This window comes from Acinetobacter equi, from assembly GCF_001307195.1.
Lineage (GTDB): Bacteria > Pseudomonadota > Gammaproteobacteria > Pseudomonadales > Moraxellaceae > Acinetobacter > Acinetobacter equi.
Map to the genome: position 1 here is coordinate 1,153,333 of NZ_CP012808.1, position 24,706 is coordinate 1,178,038.

At 35.7% G+C, this 24,706-nt stretch carries 25 protein-coding genes; 15 read left to right on the forward strand and 10 right to left on the reverse strand.

From position 1 onward, the window contains the following. Positions 1-96: 96 nt before the first annotated feature. The 5 genes from AOY20_RS05320 to gmk all read right to left on the reverse strand — a co-directional run bounded on the left by AOY20_RS05320 (position 97) and on the right by gmk (position 4,221). Entirely contained in the window at positions 97-291 is a 195-nt protein-coding gene (locus AOY20_RS05320) for a bacterioferritin-associated ferredoxin (RefSeq protein ID WP_054580903.1), read from the reverse strand. A 153-nt stretch (positions 292-444) separates the two neighbouring features. Further along, positions 445-828, reverse strand: a complete 384-nt coding sequence (locus AOY20_RS05325; RefSeq protein WP_054580904.1) for a RidA family protein — start codon at positions 826-828, stop codon at positions 445-447. An 80-nt stretch (positions 829-908) separates the two neighbouring features. Then, positions 909-3,011, reverse strand: a complete 2,103-nt coding sequence (locus AOY20_RS05330; protein WP_054580905.1) for a RelA/SpoT family protein — start codon at positions 3,009-3,011, stop codon at positions 909-911. A gap of 227 nt (positions 3,012-3,238) precedes the next feature. After that, entirely contained in the window at positions 3,239-3,520 is a 282-nt protein-coding gene (gene rpoZ, locus AOY20_RS05335) for a DNA-directed RNA polymerase subunit omega (RefSeq protein WP_054580906.1), read from the reverse strand. 77 nt (positions 3,521-3,597) lie between these two features. Then, positions 3,598-4,221: a guanylate kinase gene (gene gmk, locus AOY20_RS05340; protein WP_054580907.1), complete on the reverse strand. Its 624-nt coding sequence runs from the start codon at positions 4,219-4,221 to the stop codon at positions 3,598-3,600. 135 nt (positions 4,222-4,356) lie between these two features. Between gmk and ispH the strand changes: the two genes are divergently transcribed. The 12 genes from ispH (at position 4,357) to rplS (ending at position 15,311) form a co-directional block, all read left to right on the forward strand. Next, a complete protein-coding gene (gene ispH, locus AOY20_RS05345; protein ID WP_054580908.1) occupies positions 4,357-5,307 on the forward strand; it encodes a 4-hydroxy-3-methylbut-2-enyl diphosphate reductase in 951 nt (316 codons plus the stop codon). 149 nt (positions 5,308-5,456) lie between these two features. Further along, a complete protein-coding gene (locus AOY20_RS05350) occupies positions 5,457-5,939 on the forward strand; it encodes a pilus assembly FimT family protein (protein WP_054580909.1) in 483 nt (160 codons plus the stop codon). Continuing rightward, complete coding sequence (gene pilV / locus AOY20_RS05355) at positions 5,936-6,439, forward strand: type IV pilus modification protein PilV (RefSeq protein ID WP_054580910.1); 504 nt, start codon at positions 5,936-5,938, stop codon at positions 6,437-6,439. The genes AOY20_RS05350 and pilV overlap by 4 nt, the downstream gene beginning before the upstream one ends. Then, the gene (locus AOY20_RS05360; protein WP_054580911.1) at positions 6,439-7,317 is read left to right on the forward strand and encodes a prepilin-type N-terminal cleavage/methylation domain-containing protein; all 879 of its coding nucleotides are present in this window, start codon (positions 6,439-6,441) and stop codon (positions 7,315-7,317) included. Before pilV ends, AOY20_RS05360 begins: the two co-directional genes overlap by 1 nt. After that, positions 7,314-8,033, forward strand: coding sequence for a pilus assembly PilX family protein (locus AOY20_RS05365; protein ID WP_054580912.1), 720 nt, complete (start codon positions 7,314-7,316; stop codon positions 8,031-8,033). Before AOY20_RS05360 ends, AOY20_RS05365 begins: the two co-directional genes overlap by 4 nt. A gap of 11 nt (positions 8,034-8,044) precedes the next feature. Further along, on the forward strand, positions 8,045-12,076 hold the full coding sequence (locus tag AOY20_RS05370; protein WP_158319990.1) for a PilC/PilY family type IV pilus protein: 4,032 nt from the start codon (positions 8,045-8,047) through the stop codon (positions 12,074-12,076). Positions 12,077-12,087: 11 nt separating this feature from the next. Next, complete coding sequence (locus AOY20_RS05375; protein WP_054580914.1) at positions 12,088-12,549, forward strand: type IV pilin protein; 462 nt, start codon at positions 12,088-12,090, stop codon at positions 12,547-12,549. Then, positions 12,550-12,990: a type IV pilin protein gene (locus AOY20_RS05380; RefSeq protein WP_054580915.1), complete on the forward strand. Its 441-nt coding sequence runs from the start codon at positions 12,550-12,552 to the stop codon at positions 12,988-12,990. Between the two features lie 151 nt (positions 12,991-13,141). Then, positions 13,142-13,399 carry a 30S ribosomal protein S16 gene (rpsP, locus tag AOY20_RS05385; RefSeq protein ID WP_054580916.1) on the forward strand — a complete coding sequence of 86 codons (258 nt, stop codon included), beginning with the start codon at positions 13,142-13,144 and terminating at the stop codon, positions 13,397-13,399. Positions 13,400-13,425: 26 nt separating this feature from the next. After that, a complete protein-coding gene (rimM, locus tag AOY20_RS05390) occupies positions 13,426-13,974 on the forward strand; it encodes a ribosome maturation factor RimM (protein ID WP_054580917.1) in 549 nt (182 codons plus the stop codon). Between the two features lie 42 nt (positions 13,975-14,016). Next, positions 14,017-14,766 carry a tRNA (guanosine(37)-N1)-methyltransferase TrmD gene (trmD, locus tag AOY20_RS05395; protein WP_054580918.1) on the forward strand — a complete coding sequence of 250 codons (750 nt, stop codon included), beginning with the start codon at positions 14,017-14,019 and terminating at the stop codon, positions 14,764-14,766. 173 nt (positions 14,767-14,939) lie between these two features. Further along, a complete protein-coding gene (gene rplS / locus AOY20_RS05400) occupies positions 14,940-15,311 on the forward strand; it encodes a 50S ribosomal protein L19 (RefSeq protein WP_004787066.1) in 372 nt (123 codons plus the stop codon). 51 nt (positions 15,312-15,362) lie between these two features. On the opposite strand, the gene AOY20_RS05405 is transcribed toward rplS, so the two are convergent. Beyond that, positions 15,363-16,325: a lipase family alpha/beta hydrolase gene (locus AOY20_RS05405; protein ID WP_417855683.1), complete on the reverse strand. Its 963-nt coding sequence runs from the start codon at positions 16,323-16,325 to the stop codon at positions 15,363-15,365. A 324-nt stretch (positions 16,326-16,649) separates the two neighbouring features. Further along, positions 16,650-17,678: a lipase secretion chaperone gene (locus AOY20_RS05410; RefSeq protein WP_054582544.1), complete on the reverse strand. Its 1,029-nt coding sequence runs from the start codon at positions 17,676-17,678 to the stop codon at positions 16,650-16,652. A 149-nt stretch (positions 17,679-17,827) separates the two neighbouring features. Here AOY20_RS05410 and truB point away from each other — a divergent pair, with 149 nt between their 5' ends. Together truB and AOY20_RS05420 are read left to right on the forward strand one after the other, a co-directional pair. Continuing rightward, positions 17,828-18,736, forward strand: coding sequence for a tRNA pseudouridine(55) synthase TruB (gene truB, locus AOY20_RS05415; RefSeq protein ID WP_054582545.1), 909 nt, complete (start codon positions 17,828-17,830; stop codon positions 18,734-18,736). Positions 18,737-18,771: 35 nt separating this feature from the next. Then, a complete protein-coding gene (locus AOY20_RS05420; protein WP_054580920.1) occupies positions 18,772-19,545 on the forward strand; it encodes a sulfite exporter TauE/SafE family protein in 774 nt (257 codons plus the stop codon). Positions 19,546-19,586: 41 nt separating this feature from the next. Here AOY20_RS05420 and AOY20_RS05425 read toward each other — a convergent pair whose 3' ends face one another. The 3 genes from AOY20_RS05425 to serA form a co-directional block, all read right to left on the reverse strand. Continuing rightward, positions 19,587-20,465 (reverse strand): EamA family transporter, encoded by an 879-nt coding sequence (locus tag AOY20_RS05425; protein WP_054580921.1) that lies wholly within the window; start codon positions 20,463-20,465, stop codon positions 19,587-19,589. A gap of 99 nt (positions 20,466-20,564) precedes the next feature. Beyond that, positions 20,565-21,461: an EamA family transporter gene (locus tag AOY20_RS05430; RefSeq protein WP_054580922.1), complete on the reverse strand. Its 897-nt coding sequence runs from the start codon at positions 21,459-21,461 to the stop codon at positions 20,565-20,567. A gap of 124 nt (positions 21,462-21,585) precedes the next feature. Continuing rightward, on the reverse strand, positions 21,586-22,818 hold the full coding sequence (gene serA, locus AOY20_RS05435; protein ID WP_054582546.1) for a phosphoglycerate dehydrogenase: 1,233 nt from the start codon (positions 22,816-22,818) through the stop codon (positions 21,586-21,588). Positions 22,819-23,179: 361 nt separating this feature from the next. Between serA and AOY20_RS05440 the strand changes: the two genes are divergently transcribed. Further along, the gene (locus AOY20_RS05440) at positions 23,180-24,592 is read left to right on the forward strand and encodes an FAD-binding oxidoreductase (RefSeq protein ID WP_054580923.1); all 1,413 of its coding nucleotides are present in this window, start codon (positions 23,180-23,182) and stop codon (positions 24,590-24,592) included. Positions 24,593-24,706: the final 114 nt, after the last annotated feature.

The following is a 24,706-nucleotide window of genomic DNA, read 5'->3' on the forward strand; positions in this document are numbered from 1 at the left end:
ACCGCTTAGAGTCAAAGCGGAGGAGGAATGAGTGATCATTGTGTATTATGATTATTTATTATTTTTGGAAATGAGTGGAATATAGTAATTAGTTTGCTATGCAGCTATTGCTAAGCGTGATGCAATTAGTGCAACTTCTTCACTAATGATTGAGCGTGCTTCTGGTGTGCAGCGCCCACAACAAGTACCAAGATCAAGTAGGTCGCGAACTTCACGGTAGCTTTCTGCACCATTTGCAATTGCATCTTTAATGTCTTGATCTGTAATACCACGGCACAAACAAACGTACATTGGTCTCAACCATAGAATGAAATAAGATAAGTAATATTATTGATAATTATTATCGTTTGTCAAATAAAATCATTTGCAAATCCATTTTATTTAATTGGGATTTTAAATAAAAAAATACCACCTTATAGGCGGTATTTATAAAACAGGTGTAAATTATTGATTAATAATAACTACACCATCCATTTCAACTAAAGCACCTTTTGGTAAGCTAGAAACACCTAAGGCTGCACGTGCTGGATAAGGTTGGGCAAAATACTCACCCATAATTTGGTTAACTAACTGAAAATGAGATAAATCTGTTAAGAAAATATTGAGCTTAGCAATATCTGCTAATGAGCCACCAGCCGCTTCACATACTGCTTTTAAATTATCAAAGACACGTCGAATTTGAGCTTCAATGCCTTCAACTAATTCCATACTGTAAGGATCTAAACCAATTTGACCTGAAAGATATAAAGTATTACCCACTAAAATTGCTTGTGAGTATGTACCAATAGCTGCTGGTGCATTTTCAGTATGAATTACTTGGCGGGACATCGATTTCTCCTTATATCATTTTTAACATCATAGTCGATCATACACTAGGGCAGAAGCCCTTTGGGATAAAAGATGATGATTTAACTTACTTTTGATGTTTCGGTAGTATTAATCGGCTGTGCTAAACGAGAAATTCTCGGGAAGCCGAGAGACATGCGTAATTCTCTAATAATTTCAGCAATTTGCTGACGGCTATTCACTACAATATTGATATATGTTTTGGGACCATCTTGATAAACAGCTTCAACCCCAGTTTTTGCTTTACGACATTGATAAATAACTTGAGAGATTTGTTCATCATCTAAAGCTAGGTCGATACATAAATAAGCATTAAATTGAACATCATTAACAGGCTCAGCAGTCCAAAGTAATGGCATGATATTTTCTGGATGTAAATTTTGTTCATGCAGTAAGTTGTGACAATGATGGCGATGTACAATTAAACCACGACGAGACAAATGTCCTTGAATAGGGTCGCCTAAAACAGGATTGCAACAATGTGCATATTTAACGTCTACACCTTCTGTTCCTTGAATTAATCGATGAGCAGATTCGCTAGTTGCTTCATCTTGTGAGAAAAGATGATTAGCGACTAGTTGAGGAAGTAAATCACCAACAGCAATTTGTTCAAAAAGTTCATCTTTACTATTTACATGACGCCATTGGAGCAAGTCATTCCATTCATTTTCTTTAATATCATTAACTGATAAATTGAAAAGTTTTAGAGCACGACTTAAAGCCTGTTGTCCAATTAAGCGTTGTTCTTCTTGATCTTGATCTCGAAGAATATTTTGTAGTGCGCGACGTGCCTTTTGAGTATTAATAAAACTTAGCCAATCAGGATTTGGTGTTGCCAAAACATCTGTGATAATTTCAACAACTTGACCACTTATCAGTGGTGTTGAAAGTGGTTTTATTTCACCATTAATTTTGGAACCAATAGCATGGTTACCTAAAAATAAACTTGCAGAATAGGCAAAGTCTACAGCAGTGGCACCCTGCGGAAGTTCATGTAAATGACCATGAGGGGTATAAACCCAAATTTTTTCTTGGTGCAAATAGTCTAATAGATCATTGAACGTTGTTTTTGCACAACTACTATCAATAAGTGTAGTTAAATTCTGCATTGAAGCCTGAATTGCAGAACGACAAGTTTGAGGTGCATTTTCACCGAGTACAACACCAAAGCGTGCAGCTTTACGCATTAATTCAGTTTGAATGGTGAGAGAAAGTGTTGTTTTTTCACCTTTTAATCGCATCAAAAGTGATTGATTACCGCCAGGTAATGGGCGTCGAATATGATCATCAAAGCGTAATACTTGAAAGTTTTCACGTAAAATTTCAGCGAGTTTGTCGCAGTCAGCAATGCTTTGTAGAATAATTTCAAAAGCGTGACTATGTGTAAGCTCTTGTAGATCAATATGATTTTTTACGAAATGGCGAATTAGCTCAATATTGTTATTTTTCTTTTTAATTCGACCTGGAATTTCTTGCTTTTCTAATAAGGTCGTGAGCTTTTGTTCCCAAATTGCTTGGTATTCACAGCGTTTTGGTTTTGTTTTTAAAAGAGCATCTTGGACATCATTAAACATGTCTAAATCTAAATTTTGATAACAGAGTAACTCTAAATTATCAGCCATTTCATTCATACCAACAATGCGTGCCATTGGTACAAAAATATCAAAAGTTTCTTGAGCAATACGAGCACGTTTATCAGGTCGTAGTGCTTCAAGCGTGGTCATATTGTGGTAACGATCGGATAGTTTAATAATAATGACACGTGGATCTTGTAAGGTCGCTTGTAATATTTTTCTGAAAGACGCTGCTTTATTATATTCTTTATCACTTGAGTGGCTGAGTTTAGTTACACCATCTACAAGTTCTGCAACTGTACGACCAAATTTTTCAGTAATATCTTCTTTGCTGAAATCAGTATCTTCAATGACATCATGCAATAGTGCAGCCATGAGTGTTTCAGCATCTAAACGCATATGTGCAAGAATGCAACTTACTGCAATAGGATGCAGAATATAAGGTTCACCACTTTTTCGTGTTACACCATCATGCGCTAGATCGGCATAATCACAGGCCGCAAGAACTCGATCGATATCACTTTCGGGCAGATAAGCATCGATTATCGTTTTGAGTTGTTGTTTGGCTTGGCTGACCTCTGCGCCTGGCATAGAACACCTATATTAAAAAATATGAAAAATACAGTAGATATATTGTCAAACTCTCATAAAAATAAAATAGCATCAAGTTACTTTTTAAAAAGAGAATGAAGCGTGAACTGGTCGATTAAATTAACCTCATAGTTCCTACCTATATTTATAACTGTTATTTTGAAAATATAAAAGTTTATATAATAAAAAAGCCTAGTGAAAAACTAGGCTTTTTTAATCGGTTTAACTTATTGGAAAGAAAAACCATCTAAATTTAGACTATTTGCTGAAAGAGCAAGGTCAAGACTAGATGCTTGGTAGTCTTGTTCACGGTGTTTCAAAATGTCTTTAGAAACGTGGCCCGCTGCAATTTCACGAAGAGCAACAACTGTTGGTTTGTCATTATCCCACTCAAGTGTTGGTTCCATGCCTTGACGTGCTAATTGACGCGCACGTTTGCTTGCCACTAGTACAAGCTCAAAGCGGTTGTCTACATGGTCTAAACAATCTTCAACGGTTACGCGTGCCATAAGATTTCTCGTTTGAAATAGTAAATTTTAACAGACTGAACAGTATAAAGCCCTTTGCCAATAGACTCAAGTTTTAATCATTCAACTACAGGAGTAATCAATTTTTGAATGAGTTCTTGATGTCTTTGAGCTTGTTGTGAAAGCGTCAAGCGATTTGCAATAATCACGGCTTCTAAGTCATGTAGTGCTTTATTAAAGTCATCATTAATAATGACATAGTCAAAATGAGTATATTGTTGCATGTCTTCAACAGCACAACTTAAACGATATTCAATGACTTCAACAGAATCTGTACCGCGATTTGATAAACGCTGGCGTAAATCAAATTGACTAGGTGGGAGAATAAAAATTTGTTTTGATTCAGGAAAAAGTTTACGAACTTGTTCAGCACCTTGCCAATCAATCTCTAGTAAAACATCATGACCTTTTGCCAATTGTTCTTTTACTGTTGCTTGCGCAGTACCATAGTAGTTACCAAATACTTCTGCGTATTCAATAAAACCATTTTCATTGACTAAATTCAAAAAGTCTTCTTTGGTCGCAAAATGATAATGTACACCATCAAGTTCGCCAGGGCGTTGACCACGAGTTGTATGAGAGACAGAAACGTGAAGGTTATTAACACGCTCAAGTAGGGCTTTAACTAGTGATGTTTTGCCTGTTCCAGATGCTGCAGAAACGACAAACAAGAGACCCGACATGATATTTTTCCTGATATGATAAAATATCTTCTCTATTTTAGAGCAGACGAGCTACAAACAAAATAGCTATAACGCTTTTTGTTTGTATTATTTTTTCAGATTTGATTTATTCCTTTTTTTAACATTGAGGGTTCTATGGAAATTGTATTGGCAAATCCACGTGGTTTTTGTGCAGGTGTAGACCGTGCAATTGCGATTGTAAATCGTGCCCTTGAGTGTTTTAGTCCACCAATTTATGTACGTCATGAAGTTGTTCATAATAAATTTGTTGTGGATGATTTACGTCAGCGTGGTGCTATATTTGTAGATGAATTAGATGAAGTACCAGATGACAATATTGTTATTTTTAGTGCGCATGGAGTTTCTAAAGCTGTTCAGCAAGAAGCAGAACGTCGTGGTTTAAAAGTTTTTGATGCAACTTGCCCATTAGTAACTAAAGTGCATATTGAAGTAACTAAATATGCACGTGAGGGTACTGAAGCTATTTTAATTGGTCATGAAGGTCATCCTGAAGTTGAAGGGACGATGGGGCAATATGACAAAAAGAATGGTGGTGATATTTATTTAGTTGAAGATGAAAAAGATGTTTTAGCCTTAGATGTTAAAAATCCTGCAAAAGTTGCATTTGTAACGCAAACCACTTTATCTATCGATGATACTGCGAAAGTGATTGATGCTTTACGTCAAAAATTTCCAAATATTCAAGGACCACGTAAAGATGACATCTGTTATGCAACACAAAATCGTCAAGATGCTGTTCGTGATTTGGCTACACAGTGTGATGTCGTTTTAGTTGTAGGTTCACCAAATTCATCTAATTCAAATCGTTTACGTGAGCTAGCTGAGCGAATGGGTAAACATGCTTATTTAGTGGATAATGCTGAACAATTAGATCAATCGTGGTTTAGTGAAAATTCTAAGATTGGTGTTACTGCTGGTGCATCTGCTCCTGAAATTTTAATTCGTCAGGTTATTCAGCGTCTTCAAGATTGGGGGGCGAATGTACCTGAAGAACTTGCAGGACGTGAAGAAAATATTACCTTCAGTTTGCCGAAGGAATTACGTATTACTGTTGTTCAAGAATAGTTCACTTGTAGAATTTATATTGATTTAAAAAAAACAGATAATTGGTTTCAATTATCTGTTTTTTTATACCTTTTATCTTCTATAACATTTATTTGTAATGCCTTTTTATTATGATTTTTATAAAAGGATAATGTAGGCATAAGAAGAAAATGGGTGTCATAAAAATAAATGCAGGCTTTTCTTTAATAGAACTCATGGTGACATTAGTTATTGTTGCCATACTTGCTGTTATTGCAGTTCCTTCTTTTGGGCTTATGTTAAATAAATATCACTTGAATAAAAGTGTTCAAGAATTAATAAGTGTTTTAAAAAAAGCAAAATCTAAGGCAGTGTTAGAACGAAGAAATATCATAGTTGATATTGGTACTATTAGTACTGAAACGATCGTTGATGAAGAGACTAACTCAAAACTATATTGGACTCCTTCAGGGAAAGCATTTCTAAAATCTGATCAAATACAGCTTACATTTTTACCAAATGGTTTGATAAAAGAACAAAACGCGAATGAAGTATTAAGTGGAGATCTTTCATTTTTCATCTGTGATCAAGAATTAGATAGTCATCTTTCTAAAACTATATCCATTTCAAAAATTGGAAAGATTCAAAGTATTGAGGATGGTGAGTGCTTATGAATCATTCTAAAACTCAATTGGGCGTAGGTTTAACAGAAATTTTAGTTGCACTGTTTATTTTAGCGATTAGTGTTTTAGGTTTTATTGCTTTGCAATATAGAGCAATTGAAGCCATGAGTGAAGGTGAAAATAGAATACAGGCGATTAATATTGCAAGAGATTTGGCAGAAAAAATCAGAGTAAATCGTACTGCATTGACGCAATATGCATCGACTATTTCAGGAACTGTAACAGCATTACCCTCTCCAAATTGCTATGAGTCTTTATGCTCATCTGCGCAAAAAGCAGTATTTGATGCATCAATGATTAAGATATCTGCACAGCGTGTAGGGATGTCGATAAATATGTTGGCATGTCCTGAAGTTGAAAATCATCGTCAATGTGTTTATGTCGCATGGAATGATACGGCTGCTACAGTGGGGGATGGTGATGGTGACTGTACATCACCATCAGGTACTTATCGTTCCACATCAACATGTGTTGTCATGGAGGTGTATTAATGCGAAAACAGCAAGGTTATACCTTAATTGAGTTAATGATTGCACTAGCATTGGGGTTGATTATTGTTGCAGCAGTTGTATTACTTTTATTGGTAGGTGTACGTAGTAATGCGATGCAGCAAGGCGTTGCAGATTTACAGGATGATGCTAATTTTGGGCTAAATTATATTACGCAGGATATTCGTCTTGCCAATTTAAAAACAGCAACTGCCAAGATAAATGATCAAACTGTTTATGGGGGAATTGTTTTATCACTTCATAATTTACCAGAAAAATTTCATAATTTATCGTCAATATTATTGAGTCGGAGTGATTTTGGTCTATCTCATGTAGCGCAAAAAAGTGATCAACTGGTTATTCAATATCGTCCGATGACAACTGGTGGTTTTGATTGTGAGGGACGTCGTATTGATGATACGAACTCTACAATTATTCAGAGATATTTTTTAAGAATTGATAATGTAAAAGAATCAGGTGAAGAGCAGCCCTTATCTTTAGCTTGTGATGCAGGTCGTTATTCTGACGATAGTGATGTCATTTTAGATTATGGCGATAATGGTGAAATCATCATGAAGCGTGTTGATCACTTTCATGTTTTATTAAGTATTAGTACAGACCAGAATTTGCGTCGTTATATATCAATTCAAGATTATATGGCTTTAGAGGGAGATAAACCCCGTATTTTAGGTGTTCTTTTAGGTGCACTTACGAGATCTGTTCAGAATGTGGGTAAGGACAAATCGATTGAGCAAAATAATCATTTTACCGTTTTAGATCAGAATGTTGTTGTGCAGTCTAATGGTCTTCCCAAAGGTTATATTCGAAGAGTTGTCTCACAAGAAATTGCATTAAGAAATGCCTTGGGAGAACGTGAATGATAATTAAATATTCTAAAGGTTCGACTTTAATAGTGGTGCTTATCGTTATTTTAGCATTAACCATTATTGGTACATTAGCAATTAGGCAAAGTTTAGTTTCCTTAAATATTGCTACTCATGGTCAAGCTCAGCAGCTGTTAATGCAAAACTCAGATGCTGCAATTTTTAATATTGAAGATTCTAAAAATTTGATTCGCGGTTTAGCAAGAGATGGCATGTTTGGAGCGATTAAAGGAACAACAAATAAAGGTAAGGAGCTAGTTTTTTGTTTTAAAGGCTCACGAGAAGAATTTTTCAATCTCTCTCAAGCAAGTATTATTTATGTTCAAGGTGGCACTGTTAATAATAGCTCAATAGGTCCAAATGGATATTGTCGATCAGGTGCGAATAATACAAACTTTTTTACCAGTAATCGACGAGTTGTTTTAACACAAATTTCTGTGAGTTATGTCGATGGTATTACTGAACCATTTCAAAATGCTGTTCGTGGTACAGATGAGGAAATGGCAAAAATAGATAAAACAGATCGTGTCATTGTACATGCCATTTCACTCATTCCAACATTATCTTCAGCATCGACTCAAGAAATTGATCAATGTCTAAATGGTCATTTAAGTAACGATAGAAATAATGGAATTTCAAATTGTTTAACGAGTTTAAATGTTCCTTTCACTGCTCATATTAATGAATATACTTTGGGGCAAGCCTTTTTGTAAGGATGATGAAAATGAAAAAAATAAATAATAACGATAGTCGTCCTCATCTTTTTCAAAAAATCGCAATGATGAGTGTTTCTACGACCATAACGCTTTTACTTTGCGTGTCTACAGCATCATATGCCAGTGACATTGAAATTTATAAAGAAGCACGCTCTGGAAAAGTAACATTAATGTTTGCTTTAGATATTTCAGGAAGTATGACCAATAGTGGTTCTTATGATTTACCTGCAGGCTGTAATGCTACAAATTCTATTAATGATAATTTTAATAATCCAAGTTTAGGAATTAGTTATTCAAGGCAATATAAGGCATGTAATCAAACCGTAACAACGGTTACTCCTGTAGAAAAACAAGTGACTGTTAAAGTTTATTCATATTATCGTTATCGACAAGGAACAACTTCATCACCTAATTATCAATGGTATAAGTGCTCTTCAACTACGGATGGAACAAGTGAAAATCGTTCTAATTGTACCTATACAATTTCAGCACCATCTAATTCTGTATTAAATGGATTTTTATCTGAAACGAATGGCACTAGAAATACGTATTATTATAAAAATCAAACCAAAACAATTATTGAAAATGTTACATCAACGACAACAACTCAGGTGGGTAAACACTATCGCCGTTTAGATAGAGTTCGTGATGCAATGTATCAGTTATTGTATGGTTCAAATGCGATAACAGATGATCGAGTTATTGGTTTATCTGTATTTCCTTATGATACAGGTGGTTCATCTTTACAGGAAAAAACGCAAATTCTTGTTCCTGCAAGACCTTTGAATGAGTTGGTTAATGGCGTGCCTCAACGTCAAAAAATTATGCAAGCTATTGCGAGCATTAATGGGACTTCAGGAACACCAACAGCGAATATCTATGCAGAAGCAGCTTCTTATTTATTTGGAACTAAAACATTTGGAGAAATTTCAACATTAACGAATGCGAGACGATATCGTTCATATACGAGTCAAAGTACAACGTGGTATCAACAATGTAATAATTTTCAAAATAATACATGTGTGACATGGTCATCAAGGCAGAATAATCGACCATCAGGATGGCCTACAACTTCAAGTTATAGCTGTACATTTAGTGATAGTAGTTCCAATCGAAATGGATCATGTTGGGATTATTCTGGAAATTTTATTAATTCATCTGAGTTGGGGAATTCAGGCTTTTTTGAGTCTGCATCAGATACATGGAATACCAATCAAACGGCATATAAAAAACCTGAATCTTTAATACAAACAGACACGCAAAAACTTTGCAGTGGACAAGGGATTTATTTATTGACTGATGGTGAACCGAATGGAGGAAACCAAGCATCAGGATTAATGAAAAATGCACTGGCTGGCCACGGGCCAAGTTTTTCATGTGCATCTAGTTCATCGGGTTGGGCATGTATGCATGAGTTTGTTAAAAATTTATTAGATGAGTCAAAAAATCCATTAGGATTAAAAGTCAAAACTGCAATAGTTGGTTTTGGAAATGATTTTAATAGCGTTCCATCATATTCACCTAGTTTAAGTGAAACTGAAAATATTAATAATATTAATAATTCATCAGCAGATAGTGATCAAAAAAATGCTGCAAAACTAGGAGTCTGGGGGCAAGGTGGTTGGTACTCAGGAAGTAGTGTTGAAGACGTAATTAATAGTGTAAGAGATTTTGTAAATAATTTATCTACGGAAATTCCTGCTGTAACAACAGGAACATCGACCATACCTGTAGATCATTTAAATCCAAGTGCTTTACAGAATTTTGCTTATTATCCGCAATTCCAGCCTACGCCTGAAAAGAATTATCGTCTTTGGGTTGGGAACTTAAAAAAATATTTAGTTTCTGAAAATGGTTTACTAAGAGATAAATTGAATAATTTATTTGTTGATCAACAGGGAAAAATTCTAAACAACTATGATTTATTATCAGCAAATTCTGTTGGTAATGTAAATCAAGACGATGAAAATATTTTAGGAAGTGATAAAAATCGATTGGTTGGTGGCGTAAAGTCACGGCTCAAACTTAGAACCTTAAATGGTCAGATTCAGCGTAAAGTATTGACTGATCGAGCAGCAACACCAACAGAAAATACCTATTTAGATATGACAACGCTTAGATCTTTAGATTTGAGTACGCTGTCTAGTTCTGATCCAGCTCGTGGTTATTTAATTTCTTTGTTGGGATACCGAGTGAATGCAAAATATCCTGAAACGATTACAAATGATGTATTAAACCAAGCAGCTGAATTACGACAAATTGGTGCAATTATGCATTCATCACCATTGTTATTGACGAATAAAGGTAAGGTAACGTTTAGTGAGCAACAACTAGGTTCAGATTTACGTGAGGATTATGTTTTATTTGGAACAACGCAAGGTGTTCTACATGTTGTTGATGCTAAAACGGGTGAGGAGAAATTTGCATTTGTTCCAAATATCATGGTTGAAAATCAAAAAGAAGCATTTATGAATGTTGATTCGGTGATAGGAACACCTGATCAACTTTATTATGGAGTAGATGGTGCTTGGACTGCATATACTGAATATGTAAATACCGATCAAAATATACTCACCGTAGGAGCTGGTGCTTATAACCAAGAGGGTAAGCAGCTGGTATATGGCGGCTTAAGAATGGGCGGTCGAAATTATTACGCATTAGATTTACGAGATATTGATCAACCTAAACTTCTATTTTCAATTAAGCCACAAGGCGATTGTTCTGAAACAAATCCTTTAGGATGTATGGGGCAAAGCTGGTCAAAACCAACATTAACATGGGTGAATTGGAAAGGGACTAAGAAATTAGTCATGTTGGTGGGCGGTGGTTATGATGCTGAAGGGCTTCCACAAGCTATTCATAATATGCCTGAAACAACGGAAGCTCAGCGTATTGCTAAAGCTGCCAAAATTAAGCATTACAAAGGCTATGAATATGATGATTACCAACAAACAAATAAAGTTGGTGCAGGTGTTTATATGTTTGATGCCTTAGATGGAAGCTTATTATGGTGGGCAAGTGCGAATGCAACTGCACAAACAACGACACCAACTTATGTTCCAACAACAGGCGCATCTAGTTCATATGATGCTGATTTAAAATATAGTGTTGTGAGTCAAATAAGAGCAATTGATCGAGATGGAGATGGTTTAACTGATCATTTATATTTTGGTGATTTAGGTGGGCAAATTTGGCGTATTGATTTAAATAATCAAGTTAATAAACCTGAATTATTTGCTAAAGCACCTACACGAATTTTAAATTTAAATCGTGGTGCTGAAAGTCCACGTTTTTATGAAATGCCAAGCTTCTCAACTTTTTCTAATCGTGGAGAAGTGTTTGCTGTTGTTTCAATTGGTAGTGGAAATAGGAGTCAGCCATTAGCTGCTTATAGTACGACAGCAGGATATAACGAAGATGGTGTTTATAGTATTTATGATAAAGATGTAGCACGTAGTAATTTATTTACAATTAATCAAGATCAGCAGTATGTAGTCACAGGAGCTACATTGAAAACAAGAAATATAACATTGCTACCAGAAGGTGATTCGCTAAGTGGTACCGAAGTTAATCAGTTAGTTGGCTTAAATGACCAAAACCGTTTTTCTTTAAGTTCTATTAGAGCACCGTATGCTTTAACTCAAGGATGGTATTACTTATTTAAATCAAGTCTGATCCAAAGTGAAAAAGTCATGGCAACTCCCTTAGTGATTAACAATGACATGTTCGTGACAACTTTTGATAGTAGTCGAGATGGTCTATCGGGTGATTGCGGTGCAGGTGTTAAAGGAGAAAGTTTTATGACTTTATTCTGTATGCCTTTTGGACAATGTAATGAGGGAGACAAAACGACTTATCGCTTGAATTTAGGTGTAGGAATTGTAGGAGGTGCTGTAGGCGCAGGTGATAGTGCAGGAATGACACGTTTAATTGTTGCAAATTTAAATACATCTGCTTTAACAGGAAATGCGATAGCCAATAAACGTTATCAGACCATAAATAAATTAATTTCTCAGCGCTGGTACGATCGACATTACTAAGGAGAGTGGTAATGGGGTCTTATAATAAATTAGGATTTTCATTAATTGAATTGATGGTAGTAATAGTAATTGTTGCAATTTTTGCAACGATTGCGATTCCTTCATATCAAACTTACATAAGAAAAGCTTCAATGAATCAAGCACAACAAGAGATGCAGCATTTAGCAACATTATTAGATAAACATAAAGCTAAAAATTTTACCTATCGGGGGTTTGATATCAGCACAATAAACTTACCTGTGAATGCTATCGATGAAAATGTGAGATATACCTTAATTGTAAGAGATGGTGATAATTCAGATTTAACCTTAGATGAAAATGAAGCTACTGGTCATCATTGGGTGATTCAAGGACAGAGTACAGATATTAATAACTATACGTTGTTACTAACAAGTCATGGGGTGCGATGTAAAAATAAAATTGCTACGCAAGTCGATTTTATAAGTTGTGGATCAGATCAAGAGGAGTGGTAAATGAAAAAAGGATTTTCACTCATTGAATTGATGATTGTAATCGCAATTATGGCAATTTTAGCTACAATTGCTTATCCGTCATATATTGATCATGTTCGTAAAACGAAAAGAGCCGAAGCTCAAGCAGAATTATTAGATTTAGCAAGTAAGATACAGCGTTATAAAGTGGCAAATTTTACATTTTTAAAAGAAGATGATGAACCGATAACATTAGAAGATATTGGTGAGAGCGCGAATTTAAAAATCCCAAGAACAGGAGAAGCTCTTTATAATATTCAATTGTCTGAAGTAACTGAAAAATCATGGATTTTATCTGCCATTCCCATTGATAATACGATACAGCAACTTGATGGTGGTTTAGTAATGAATCATCGCGGAGAAAAATGTTGGGTTAAAGAACAAACAAATTGTGTGCCTTCAGAAGCAACAAATTGGCATTAAAGATAAATATTAAATTCAAAAGTGTGGATAAACAATTTTTGATCTTTCTTTCGGGAGAAACTTCGCGTAAAATACTGCCCTCTATGAAAGGGGTTTGAAGTGTATCGATGGTCGGTACAGGGATAATCCGTAAAAACTATAAGGTTGTATCATGGTAGTTATTCGTCTTGCACGCGGTGGTGCTAAAAAACGTCCGTTCTATCAAATCATTGTGACTGATAGCCGTAATGCACGTGACGGTCGTTTCATCGAACGTATTGGTTTCTTCAACCCTACAGCTCAAGGTAAAGCAGAAAAACTTCGTTTAGACGCTGACCGTTTTGCTCACTGGGTTTCTCAAGGTGCTCAACCTTCAGATCGCGTTGCTTCTTTAGCTGCTCAAGCTAAGAAAGCTGCAGCTGCTGCATAATTTTTTGAATTAGTAGTAGGTAGCCCATGACACCAACACAGAATGTTCCGGAAGATCGTATTCAGATTGGACAGTTGCGTTCAGCATATGGCTTGAATGGGTGGCTCTGGGTCTATTCCAATACAGAACCTATGAGCAACATATTTGACTATCTGCCTTGGTACATTGAGACCAAAGCAGGTTGGCAAATTATAGATGTTAAACGTTGGAAACCACATGGCAAAGGCTTGGTTGTTTCGCTAAAAGGTGTGAGTGATCGCACAGCAGCGGACGGCTTGGTGGGGGCTAATGTTTGGATTTCAAAATCGCAACTGCCTCAAGCAGGTGTGGATGAGTTTTATTGGTCTGATTTAAAAGGTCTAACAGTGTTAGGCTTAAATGATGAAGAGCAAGAAGTAAATCTTGGTAAAATCCACGAATTGTTTGAAACAGGTGCTAACGATGTAATGGTAGTTCGCGCAACTCCAGAAAGCATTGATAGCGAAGAGCGTATGATTCCATGGCATAAAGATGTGGTACAACGCGTTGATATCGAAGCTGGTCGTATCTACGTAAATTGGGGCGTAGATTATTAATCCTTTAAGGATTCACACAGCAGGAAAATAGAGGAGTCTGCGGTGTTTTTTGCAGTCATAACGCTTTTTCCTGAAATGTTTGAAGCGATTACAGCCTACGGTATTAGCGGGCGCGCAGCAAAACGCGATTTGATGCAAATTCATTGTATCAATCCTCGTGATTATGCTGAAGGGAACTACAAACGAGTGGATGAACGTCCATTTGGTGGTGGTCCTGGTATGGTGATGATGGCGGAGCCTTTGGCGAAAGCAATTCATCATGCTAAAGAGCTTGCAAAGCAAGCAGGTGCTGTTTCTGTTCCTGTGGTCTATATGTCACCACAAGGGAAAACTTTGAATGAATCGGCAGTACAACAGTTTGTTGAATATGATGGATTGATTGTATTGTGTGGTCGTTATGAAGGGGTAGATGAGCGTTTAATCCAAAAATATGTTGATCAGGAATGGTCAATTGGAGATTACGTTTTATCTGGCGGTGAACTACCTGCGATGGTTTTATTGGATAGCATCATTCGGAGACTTCCGGGGGCGATGTCTGATGAGCAATCACATGTGCAAGACTCATTTGTGGATGGTCTTCTAGATTGCCCACAATATACTAAGCCAGATCATTTTGAAGGTTTGGGTGTGCCTGAGGTACTAAAATCAGGTCATCATGCAAATATTGAAAAATGGCGGTTTTTGCAACGTTTTCAACGTACACTTGAACGTCGACCTGAATTGGTTGAAACAGTTGAGTTGACTAAGCAGCAAAGAAAATGGCTAAAAGATTCGCAAAGTGACAAAAATTAATTTTGTTATCTATGTACATTTACAACAAGTATTTTACTTGAAGTAATTTAATAGACTCTTTATGTATTGAAGCGGTCAAGCATAAAGGGAAAGTCAATCGGGTCTATGCGCTTTAGCCTCTAGCCCCAGCGATGATCAGACCTCTTCTGACTCGCACAAATTGGAGATACCCCATGAGCGGTAAGCATCCTTTAGTACAAGCTGTAGAAAATGCTCAGCTTAAACAAGACATCCCAGCTTTTGCACCAGGTGACACAGTAGTTGTTCAAGTAAAAGTTAAAGAAGGCGACCGTGAACGTCTACAGGCTTTCGAAGGCGTTGTAATCGCTAAGAAAAACCGTGGTTTGAACTCTGCGTTCACAGTACGTAAAATTTCTAGCGGTGTTGGTGTTGAGCGTGTATTCCAAACTCACTCTCCAATCGTTGCTAAAATTGAAGTTAAACGTCGTGGTGACGTTCGTCGTGCTAAACTTTATTACCTACGTGAACTTTCTGGTAAAGCTGCACGTATTCGTGAAAAGTTACCAGCTCGTAAACAAGGTTAATTTTAGCCTTGCTTCGAAGCAGAAAAATGCGCCTTTTGGCGCATTTTTTATTTATAGACCTTGTAGTTTTAATCGATTTGCATGTTGACGGTAAACATCCACAGGATCTGGAGCAAAAATAGCTTTGAGTCCTAAAAATTGGTTAACTTCATCTAGATGATTCCAATTTAAATTATCACGAATAGTTTTTCCAAATTTTGCACTACAACGGCTAACAAGCCCATCATTATCTTGTCCTTTGTTTATTAATAAGCCAGTTATTCCTAGTGCTGAATCTAAATCAATTAAATTAGTTACTTGTCCGACGCCAGAAAAAGAATAGAAATATATACCATTTTGTTGATAGGCACCTTCACCACAAGAAGTTGTTGGCATGCCTAGTGGAAATTTTTTATTAAATTCTACTGATCCTGTAGTTGATAGACTTATTCCTGCTGCCAAAGAATCATGAGGAAGTTGGCTTGGTTTAAAGCCTTGTACGAGGGTGATAATACGTGAAAGCGTATTCATTAATGTGACAACAGGTGCTTCTAGAGCTGTATTCTGTACTGTTAAAACAGCATCTGCTACTGGTGAGCCTTTGTGTGGAGCAGAAATTGTAGTTAGTGATGCAACAAGATCGGGTCGAATACCAGCAACATAGCGAATAGTTGGTCCACCATGGGAATGACCAATAAGATTAACTTTTGGCTTTCCTGTAATGGCAATGATTTGTTCAACTTGTTGAATCAGTTGTTCACCACGTACTTCTGAAGAGTTTAATGGTGATACACGTGTAGCCCATACATTTGCCCCATTTTTCGCAAGATTAGGGAGAATTTGATACCAATAGTCAACTCCTGCAACATCAGTTCCTAATCTTGCAAAACCTGCCATTCCATGATTAAACACAATTGGGTATTTTGTTTGGGCATAGTTAGAAGTATGGAACCGTTGAGTGATTTGCTCAGCTGGTATGGCTTGTGCTGTATTAAAAATACTGCTGAGTAGTATTGAGCTTATTATTAATCTCATATAGGTCATCTTATATCCTTTTTTTTGTTTGGTTTTGTTAGTGATATGAGCACTTACTTCTACTGTTTTTATCAAATTAATACAAGATTATTTAGATGAATGGTCTTGAGAAATACGCAGATATTTTTGAGTATTTATTGATTCTTTTACTTAAAAGTTGATCTAAATTATTGAAATATTTTATTCATTTTTTCTATTAAATTAATTTTTAGTATAATTAGTTTGATTAAAATTAATATAGTGAAAATATTGTTTATGCTGGGAATGATAGGTAAAAGTGCGTGATTTCACACACTTTAAGATCTGTTTAATAAGCGAGAACCATTATTCAGAAAATGGTAAAGGTCTGCCTTTATCATATAATTTTTCAAAAGTTTCGAGTCTAAGTTGTTCTTGTGATGTCATAAAGTTTTGTTCTTTTAATTTCTGAATAGATTGATTTTTTGTTTCTTCAGATAAATTACTATTAAGAATTTGGCGACGGTTTTCTAAGTAATTATTAACGTTATTTTTCCATTTATTTTGTTGGAAGTCTAAGTTCTCTAAACGCTGAGTTGCTTCAGGTCCAACTAAATTTAAACGCATATTACGTATGTCATTAGCACTGCCACCTTTTGCTTTTATATCAGATGTTAGTTTTTGTAGATCTTCTAATTTATATAGTTGTTCTAAATTATTTTGCCAATCAATAGGTAGTTTGTTGAAAAGTTCTTTGAGCTTTTCAGCTTTTTCTGCTTCATTTAAATCTTGATTAGCAAAGATATCCATGCGATCTAAAGTATAGTTATGGTAAATATCTTCTGAACCAAATAAGCCTTTAATTTCTTGATATGAAAAAAATGTCTGTCGTAAAGTATTAAGACTAGTAAAAAGTGCTCTAAAATATTGTGGATCTGTCGATGTGGCTCCTACTGGTGCCTGTTGTTCACCTAATTTTAAGCGATACTCAAAATATCTATTCCATAGATCTAGGATTTGAGAGCGAGCAGGGTCTGTATATTGCTGTGAAATATAGGCTTTAAAATCATCTTTAATTTGATCTGTCTTTTTTTCACCGTATTGAGTAATAAAGTACTCAAAGCAATTTTTTGTTTGTTCATTGGTAATTAATTGATTATTGTTATTTAAGGTGAGTTGGCAATTAATTTGAGTGTCTTGTTGGCTAGCACTTGCAAAAATAGCAAGATTTTTTTGCGTATGATCTGGAGTGTTTTGATGTGCTAGGTCTTCTAAATTGATTGCAGATTTATTTTTGAGATGTTCATCTGGTTTTTTAGGTTTTAGAAAGTAAATTATTGAAAATATAATAAAAAAAGAAATTATTATCCCTGTCCAAAGATTCAATTTTTTCATTTTAAAAGTACCGAATGCTGTTTTTATGATCTTTAATTTGTGTGATTTATAACACGAAAAAATAGAGATTTTATTAAAAATTTGTAAATCAGCGGTACAGGTTGATACCATTAGCTCCAATCTATATTTACTGTTCTTCATTTTTATTTATGAAATCAAGTTCTTCTCCAAAAATACAGCGTCGTCATATCAGTGGTGTTTTTTTATTGAATAAACCATTGGGTATTAGTTCAAATGCTGCACTACAAAAAGTACGTTGGTTATACCGAGCACAAAAGGCTGGGCATACAGGGGCTTTAGATCCTTTAGCTTCTGGTTTATTACCAATATGCTTGGGAGAGGCAACAAAATTTTCTCACTATTTATTAGATTCGACGAAGCGCTATCAAACAACAGTAAAGTTAGGAAATAGTACAACAACAGGTGATGTTGAGGGTGAGGTGCTGTTAGAAAAGACAGTTCATCAACTAGATGAAGCAACAATTAAAGCGGTATTAGATCAATTTGTTGGAGATATTCAGCAAGTACCGCCAATGTATTCTGCTTTGAAAAAAGAAGGACGTCCTTTGTATGAGTTAGCTCGTAAAGGAATTGAAATTGAGCGAGAAGCCCGTCCAATTACGATTTATGCGATTGAATTATTATCTTTTACTGAAGATAGTATTACTTTAGATGTAACGTGTTCTAAAGGAACTTATATCCGCGTTTTGGGTGAAGATATTGCAAAAGCTCTAAATACATATGGTCATTTAATCTATTTACACCGTATTCAAACGGGACCTTTTGATTTAATTCCTGAATATACGATTGAATATTTAGAGAGTTTAACGGAAGAAGAGCGCGAAGCATTGTTATTATCTGTTTATTCTCCAATTGATCATTTCCCGAAAATACAAGCTCCTGAAGGACGTGCTGAATATTTCAGTCGTGGTATGGAAAGTAATATTGATCATGAAGCTGAAGCTCAGGTTTTGGTTTTTGAGGGTGATAAGTGCTTAGGTTTAGCTGAAATTACAGATAAGAAAAGATTAGTACCTAAACGTGTATTAAACTTATAATTCTCATCTATTAATAATTTATAGGATTTTCTCCCATGGAATTGGACATTATATTAAGCTTAATTTTCTTCGCCTTTTGTGCAGGTGCAATTGATGCAGCAGTTGGTGGAGGGGGCTTAATTCAAATTCCAGCAATCATGGGAGCAATGCCTCAACTTGCTCCAGCAACCGTTTTTGGAACCAATAAACTTTCTTCTATTTTTGGTACAGCTTCAGCGGCATGGGGTTTTCTTCGCAAAGTTAAGTTGCAATGGAAATTAATACTCGTCATTGCACTATGTGCATTTGTAAGCTCATTTTTTGGAGCTGCTTGTGTCCCATTGATTCCTAAAGAAATTCTAAAACCTTTTGTGTTGGTCATGTTGATCATCATTGCGATTTACACCTTAGTGAAAAAGCAATTTGGTCAGGTGCATGTACAGCAAGAATTAACGACAAAGATGTTAGTTCTAGCAGGTATTGGGAGTGTCATTATTGGTTTTTATGATGGCATTTTTGGACCAGGAACTGGCAGTTTCTTTATCTTCTTTTTCATTCGTTATTTACAAGTCGATTTTTTACATGCTTCTGCATTGTCTAAAATTGCAAACTTTATGACGAATTTTGCGGCATTAAGTTTCTTTATTCCAACTGGGCATGTGTTATTTGCGATTGGTTTTGCAATGGCTGCGGCAAATATTGTAGGTGCTTTGGTCGGGGTTCGTGCTGCTTTAAAATATGGAAGTGGTTTTATTCGTATTTTATTTTTAATTTTAGTCAGTATTTTGATTGTGCGCTTAAGTTATCAAATTGTGATGGGTATAAATTAAAATTGTAAGATCATAAAAAAGAGAGCTTAAGCTCTCTTTTTTTATTTAGATGAAGCCATTTTTTGCTTTTGAATAGAACTATATGTGACACCAATAGAAGCTGACATAATGCAAATTAATGCAATCCATTGCCAGAGAGCAATTTTTTCACCCAGTAAGATAAGCCCAGTTAATGCGGCTAATGCTGGAGATAAACTAGATAGCGTTCCATAGCTCGCCTTACTTAAGTGCTTTAATGCCTGTAAATCTAGTGCATAAGGAATGGCTGTTGCAAGAATAGCGATGGCAAGTGCTTTACCCCAATATTGAGTATCAATTAATAAAGGTGCATTGTTATAAAGACCAATAGGTAATAAGGCAATTGCTGAAATACTAATAGCAATAGTCAGCGCATGCATACCAATATTTTGCCTAATTACTTTTTGACCAAAATGAATATATAGTGCCCAAAAAAATCCTGCTGCTAATGCACAAACTGCACCAAATATTGAAAATTGATTTGAGTCTAAATTGCCCCAAGGCACCATTAATCCGATACCTAAAATGGCTAAAATGACCCAAATATATTCATTTTTATTTTTAATAGACAGTAAGGCTAAGCCAAGAGGGCCAATAAATTCGAGTCCTACAGCAATACCTTGAGGTAATTTCCCTAAAGACATATAAAACAAGATATTCATTAGACCTAGAGAAGCACTATATCCAATTAAATTTCGCCATTTTAAATAAGGTAGGCGAGATAAAATTTGCCATGAACGGAACATGACACAGACAATAATTGCGGCAAAAAATAATCTTAAAATTGTAACCGTAAGAGGGTCTAAAATAGCAATTAGTTGTTTAGCAAATGATGCACTAATTTGATAGGAGATCATGGAGATCACCATAAAAAGCACAGCAAGAAGTTGAGAATTTAGCATAAATGTCTAGTTGGGCAATAATGAAATTGCCGTCTTAATTTTTAGCTACAGTATAAATAAAAAATGATTTTATGTAGGTAGCATATCGGTAATGTTGGGTTAAGGATTTACAGATTTAGAAGTTTTACTTTCCAAGGCTTTTTTTGCTTGATGCGTGGTAAAGGTACAACCTATAGATGCACCAATAATAATGCTGAGCGCTAACCATTGTGTCCATAAAAGCTGTTCTTGTAAAAAGATAAAACCTGAAAGTGCTGCAATGGCAGGTTCTAGACTTGTTAATGTTCCAAATACAAGTGGTGTTAAGCTTCGTAAAGCAATCATTTCTAAGGAAAAGGGTAAGGCACTTGCTAAAATAGCTAAACCTAAAAAAATCCATAAATTTGAAACTTCAAATACAGAACTTGGCATTCCCATAAAAATAGCGATAGGCATAATACAAAGCATACCAACAAACATGCCTAAGCAAACCGTATGATTACCCGATACACCTGAGGGTTTTTGTCCTGCAACAATATATAAGGCCCAGCAGGCACCTGCGCTGAGTGCGAAGAATATACCGAGTGGATCTAAAGATTGTGCTGCTTGCTGAAATGGAAAGAGTAAAACCAAACCTAAAATAGCAAGACCGACCCAAATAAAATCGTACTTTTGTCGTGCGTGATAAAGTGCAACACCTAAGGGTCCAATAAATTCAAAAGAAACAGCAATACCTAATGGTAAACGTTCAATTGAAAGATAAAACAGAAGATTCATTCCTGCTAGGGCAATACCATAGCTAACAATGGCGTTCCAATTTACTTGTTTGAATTGAACAGTCCAGATTCTAAAAATAATTGCCAATACAAATGCACCTAAAAAAAGGCGCATTGCAGATACAGTTATTAGTGGGAAATGTTGAAATAAAATTTTAGCAAGTGAGCCACTACTTTGCATGCTGATCATTGCAATGAACAATAAAATCAGTGCTTGAATATGTGGTTTACTTTTTATCATTGTTTAAATCTTAATTTATAACAGGATTGCTTTTCGTAGCGGGAAAAGCAATCGCTGAAAATGTTGTTATTTAATAAACAAAAAACCACAGCACGAATGCTGTGGTTTTTAATATAAATGTTATTTAGAACAATACGCGTACACGAATTGTACCTTCAACATGATGAAGAGTATCTAGCGCTTCTTGAGATGCAGTCGCATCAACATCCATTACTAAGTAGCCTACATCACCTTTAGTCATTAATGACTGACCAGAGATGTTGATGCCATGTTCAGCAAATAAGTTGTTAATTTTAGAAAGAACACCTGGAATGTTTTTGTGGATGTGAAGTAAACGGTGTTTACCTTCAGTCAACGGTAATGCAATTTCAGGGAAGTTCACTGCAGATAAAGTCATACCTTTATCTGAATAAGCAACAAATTTTTCAGCAACTTCTAAACCAATGTTTGCTTGAGCTTCCATTGTTGAACCACCAACGTGAGGCGTTAAAATCACGTTATCTAAGCCGCGAAGTGGAGAAACAAATTCTTCACCATTTGCTTTTGGTTCTTTAGGGAATACGTCAACCGCTGCACCAGCAATATGACCAGATTTAATTGCATCAGCAAGATCTTCAATCACAACACATGTACCACGTGCTGCGTTAAGGAAGATTGAACCTGCTTTCATTTTTGCAAATTGATCTTTACCGAAGAAGTTACGAGTAGACGGAACATCTGGTACGTGTAAAGTTACAACATCAGCATTTGCAAGAAGTTCATCTAAAGAACCAACTTGGCGTGCATTACCCATTGGAAGTTTAGTCACAGCATCATAATAAATAACGTGCATACCTAAACTTTCAGCAAGAACAGAAAGTTGCGAACCAATAGAGCCGTAACCAACAATACCTAAAGTTTTACCACGTGTTTCAAATGAACCGACTGCCGATTTTTCCCATCCACCACGGTGACAAGATGCAGATTTTGCAGGTACGCCACGAAGAAGAAGAATTGCTTCAGCAAGTACAAGTTCAGCAACTGAACGTGTGTTTGAATAAGGTGCGTTAAATACTGGAATACCACGAATCATGGCAGCATTTAAATTCACTTGGTTTGTTCCAATACAGAAACAACCAACAGCGATCAATTTATTCGCTGCTTCAAAGATTTCTTCAGTTAATTGAGTGCGCGAACGAATACCAACGAAATGTGCATCTTTTATCGCTTCTTTCAACGCTTCACCCTCAAGCGCAGTTTTACGATAATCGATATTGGTATATCCAGCAGCATTTAATGTGTCGACAGCATTTTGGTGAACGCCTTCTAACAACAAGAAACGAATTTTATCTTTAGGAAGTGAAAGATGTTGGCTCATTACGGCTCCGCTACAAAGGCCAAATTTGGTGGCAACATCATAGCACATGAACTGAGCTTATATACATTTCCTTTATGGTGTTCAACAAAGGTATTTTGATTAATATATATCAAGACTTCTGATATTTGGTCTAACTAACTGTGTAATTTACAAGGCGACATTATCAAAACACGATTTTCTGCGGGATCTGTTAAAAATGGCTTATAATACGGCCTTGTGAAAATACAACTTAAAAAAATGATGGTTTTATCTTCATGAACAGGCTATAAATTAAGATGTTTTCAATGTGCATTTTTTATTGAAACACATTGATTTTTAGCTAAAAAAACTACTTGTTTACTTCTTGCAAGGTCTGAAAACGATGAACGCTCCAGTCGCTTTAACCCCAGAGTTATTGACTCAATTAACTGCAATTGTTGGTGAAAACCGTATTAAAACAGATGCGGATAGCCTCCAAAATTGGGGACGTGACCACACTAAGCACTTTGATCCAAATCCATCAGTCATCGTTTTTCCATCATCCACTGAACAAGTTCAAAGCATTGTTAAGCTTGCGAACCAGTTTAATGTTGCAATTACACCAAGTGGTGGACGTACAGGTTTATCTGCTGGTGCGGTTGCTTCAAATGGCGAAATTGTTGTTAGCATGGATAAAATGAACCAAATTTTGGAATTTTTCCCAGCTGACCGTATGGTTCGTGTTCAAGCAGGTGTTGTGACTGAACAGCTTCAAAACTATGCAGAAGAACAAGGTATGTATTATCCAGTTGATTTTGCATCTTCTGGTTCATCACAAATTGGTGGCAACATTGGTACCAATGCAGGTGGTATTAAAGTAATTAAATATGGCATGACGCGTAACTGGGTATTGGGTCTTACAGTAGTAACAGGTAAGGGTGATATTCTACGTTTAAATAAAGGCATGATTAAAAATGCCACAGGTTATGCACTTCAACATTTATTTATTGGTGGTGAAGGTACATTAGGCTTAGTGACTGAAGCAGAAATTAAACTTGAACGTCAACCACATGACTTACAAGTAATGGTATTAGGCGTACCTGATTTTGATGCAATCATGCCTGTACTTCATGCTTTCCAAAAGAAAATTGATTTAACTGCATTTGAATTCTTTGGTGAACTTTCAATGCAGAAGGTTCTAGCAAATGGTCATGTACAACGTCCATTTGAAACTGAATGTCCATTTTATGTTTTACTTGAATTTGAAGCACCATATGAGCCAATTATGGATGCGGCAATGGAAATCTTTGAGCATTGTATGGAAGAAGGTTGGGTGCTTGATGGCGTAATGAGCCAAAGCTTAGACCAACTTCATAGCTTATGGCGTTTACGTGAAGACATTTCAGAGTCAATTGCACCATTTACACCATATAAAAATGACATTTCAGTACTCATTACTCACGTACCTGCATTCATTAAAGAAATTGATGCAATTGTGAGTGAAAACTATCCTGATTTTGACATTTGTTGGTTTGGTCATATTGGTGACGGTAACTTGCATTTAAATATTTTAAAACCTGAAAACTTAAGCAAAGATGAATTCTTTGATAAGTGTCAGCATGTAAATAAATATGTGTTTGATACGGTTAAAAAATATGATGGTTCAATTTCGGCAGAACATGGTGTTGGTATGACTAAAAAACCATATTTAGGTTATACACGTTCTGAAGAAGAAATTGGCTATATGAAAGCATTGAAAGAAGTGTTCGATCCAAATGGGATTATGAACCCAGGTAAATTATTTGACTTAAAATAAGTTTATTTAATTTGTTCGTTTAATTTTTCGAAAGCTTTCGAAAAAGATAAAAAAGGCATAATATTTTCATTGTGCCTTTTTTTATTTTAAATTTTTATTATTACAAGGAAAATA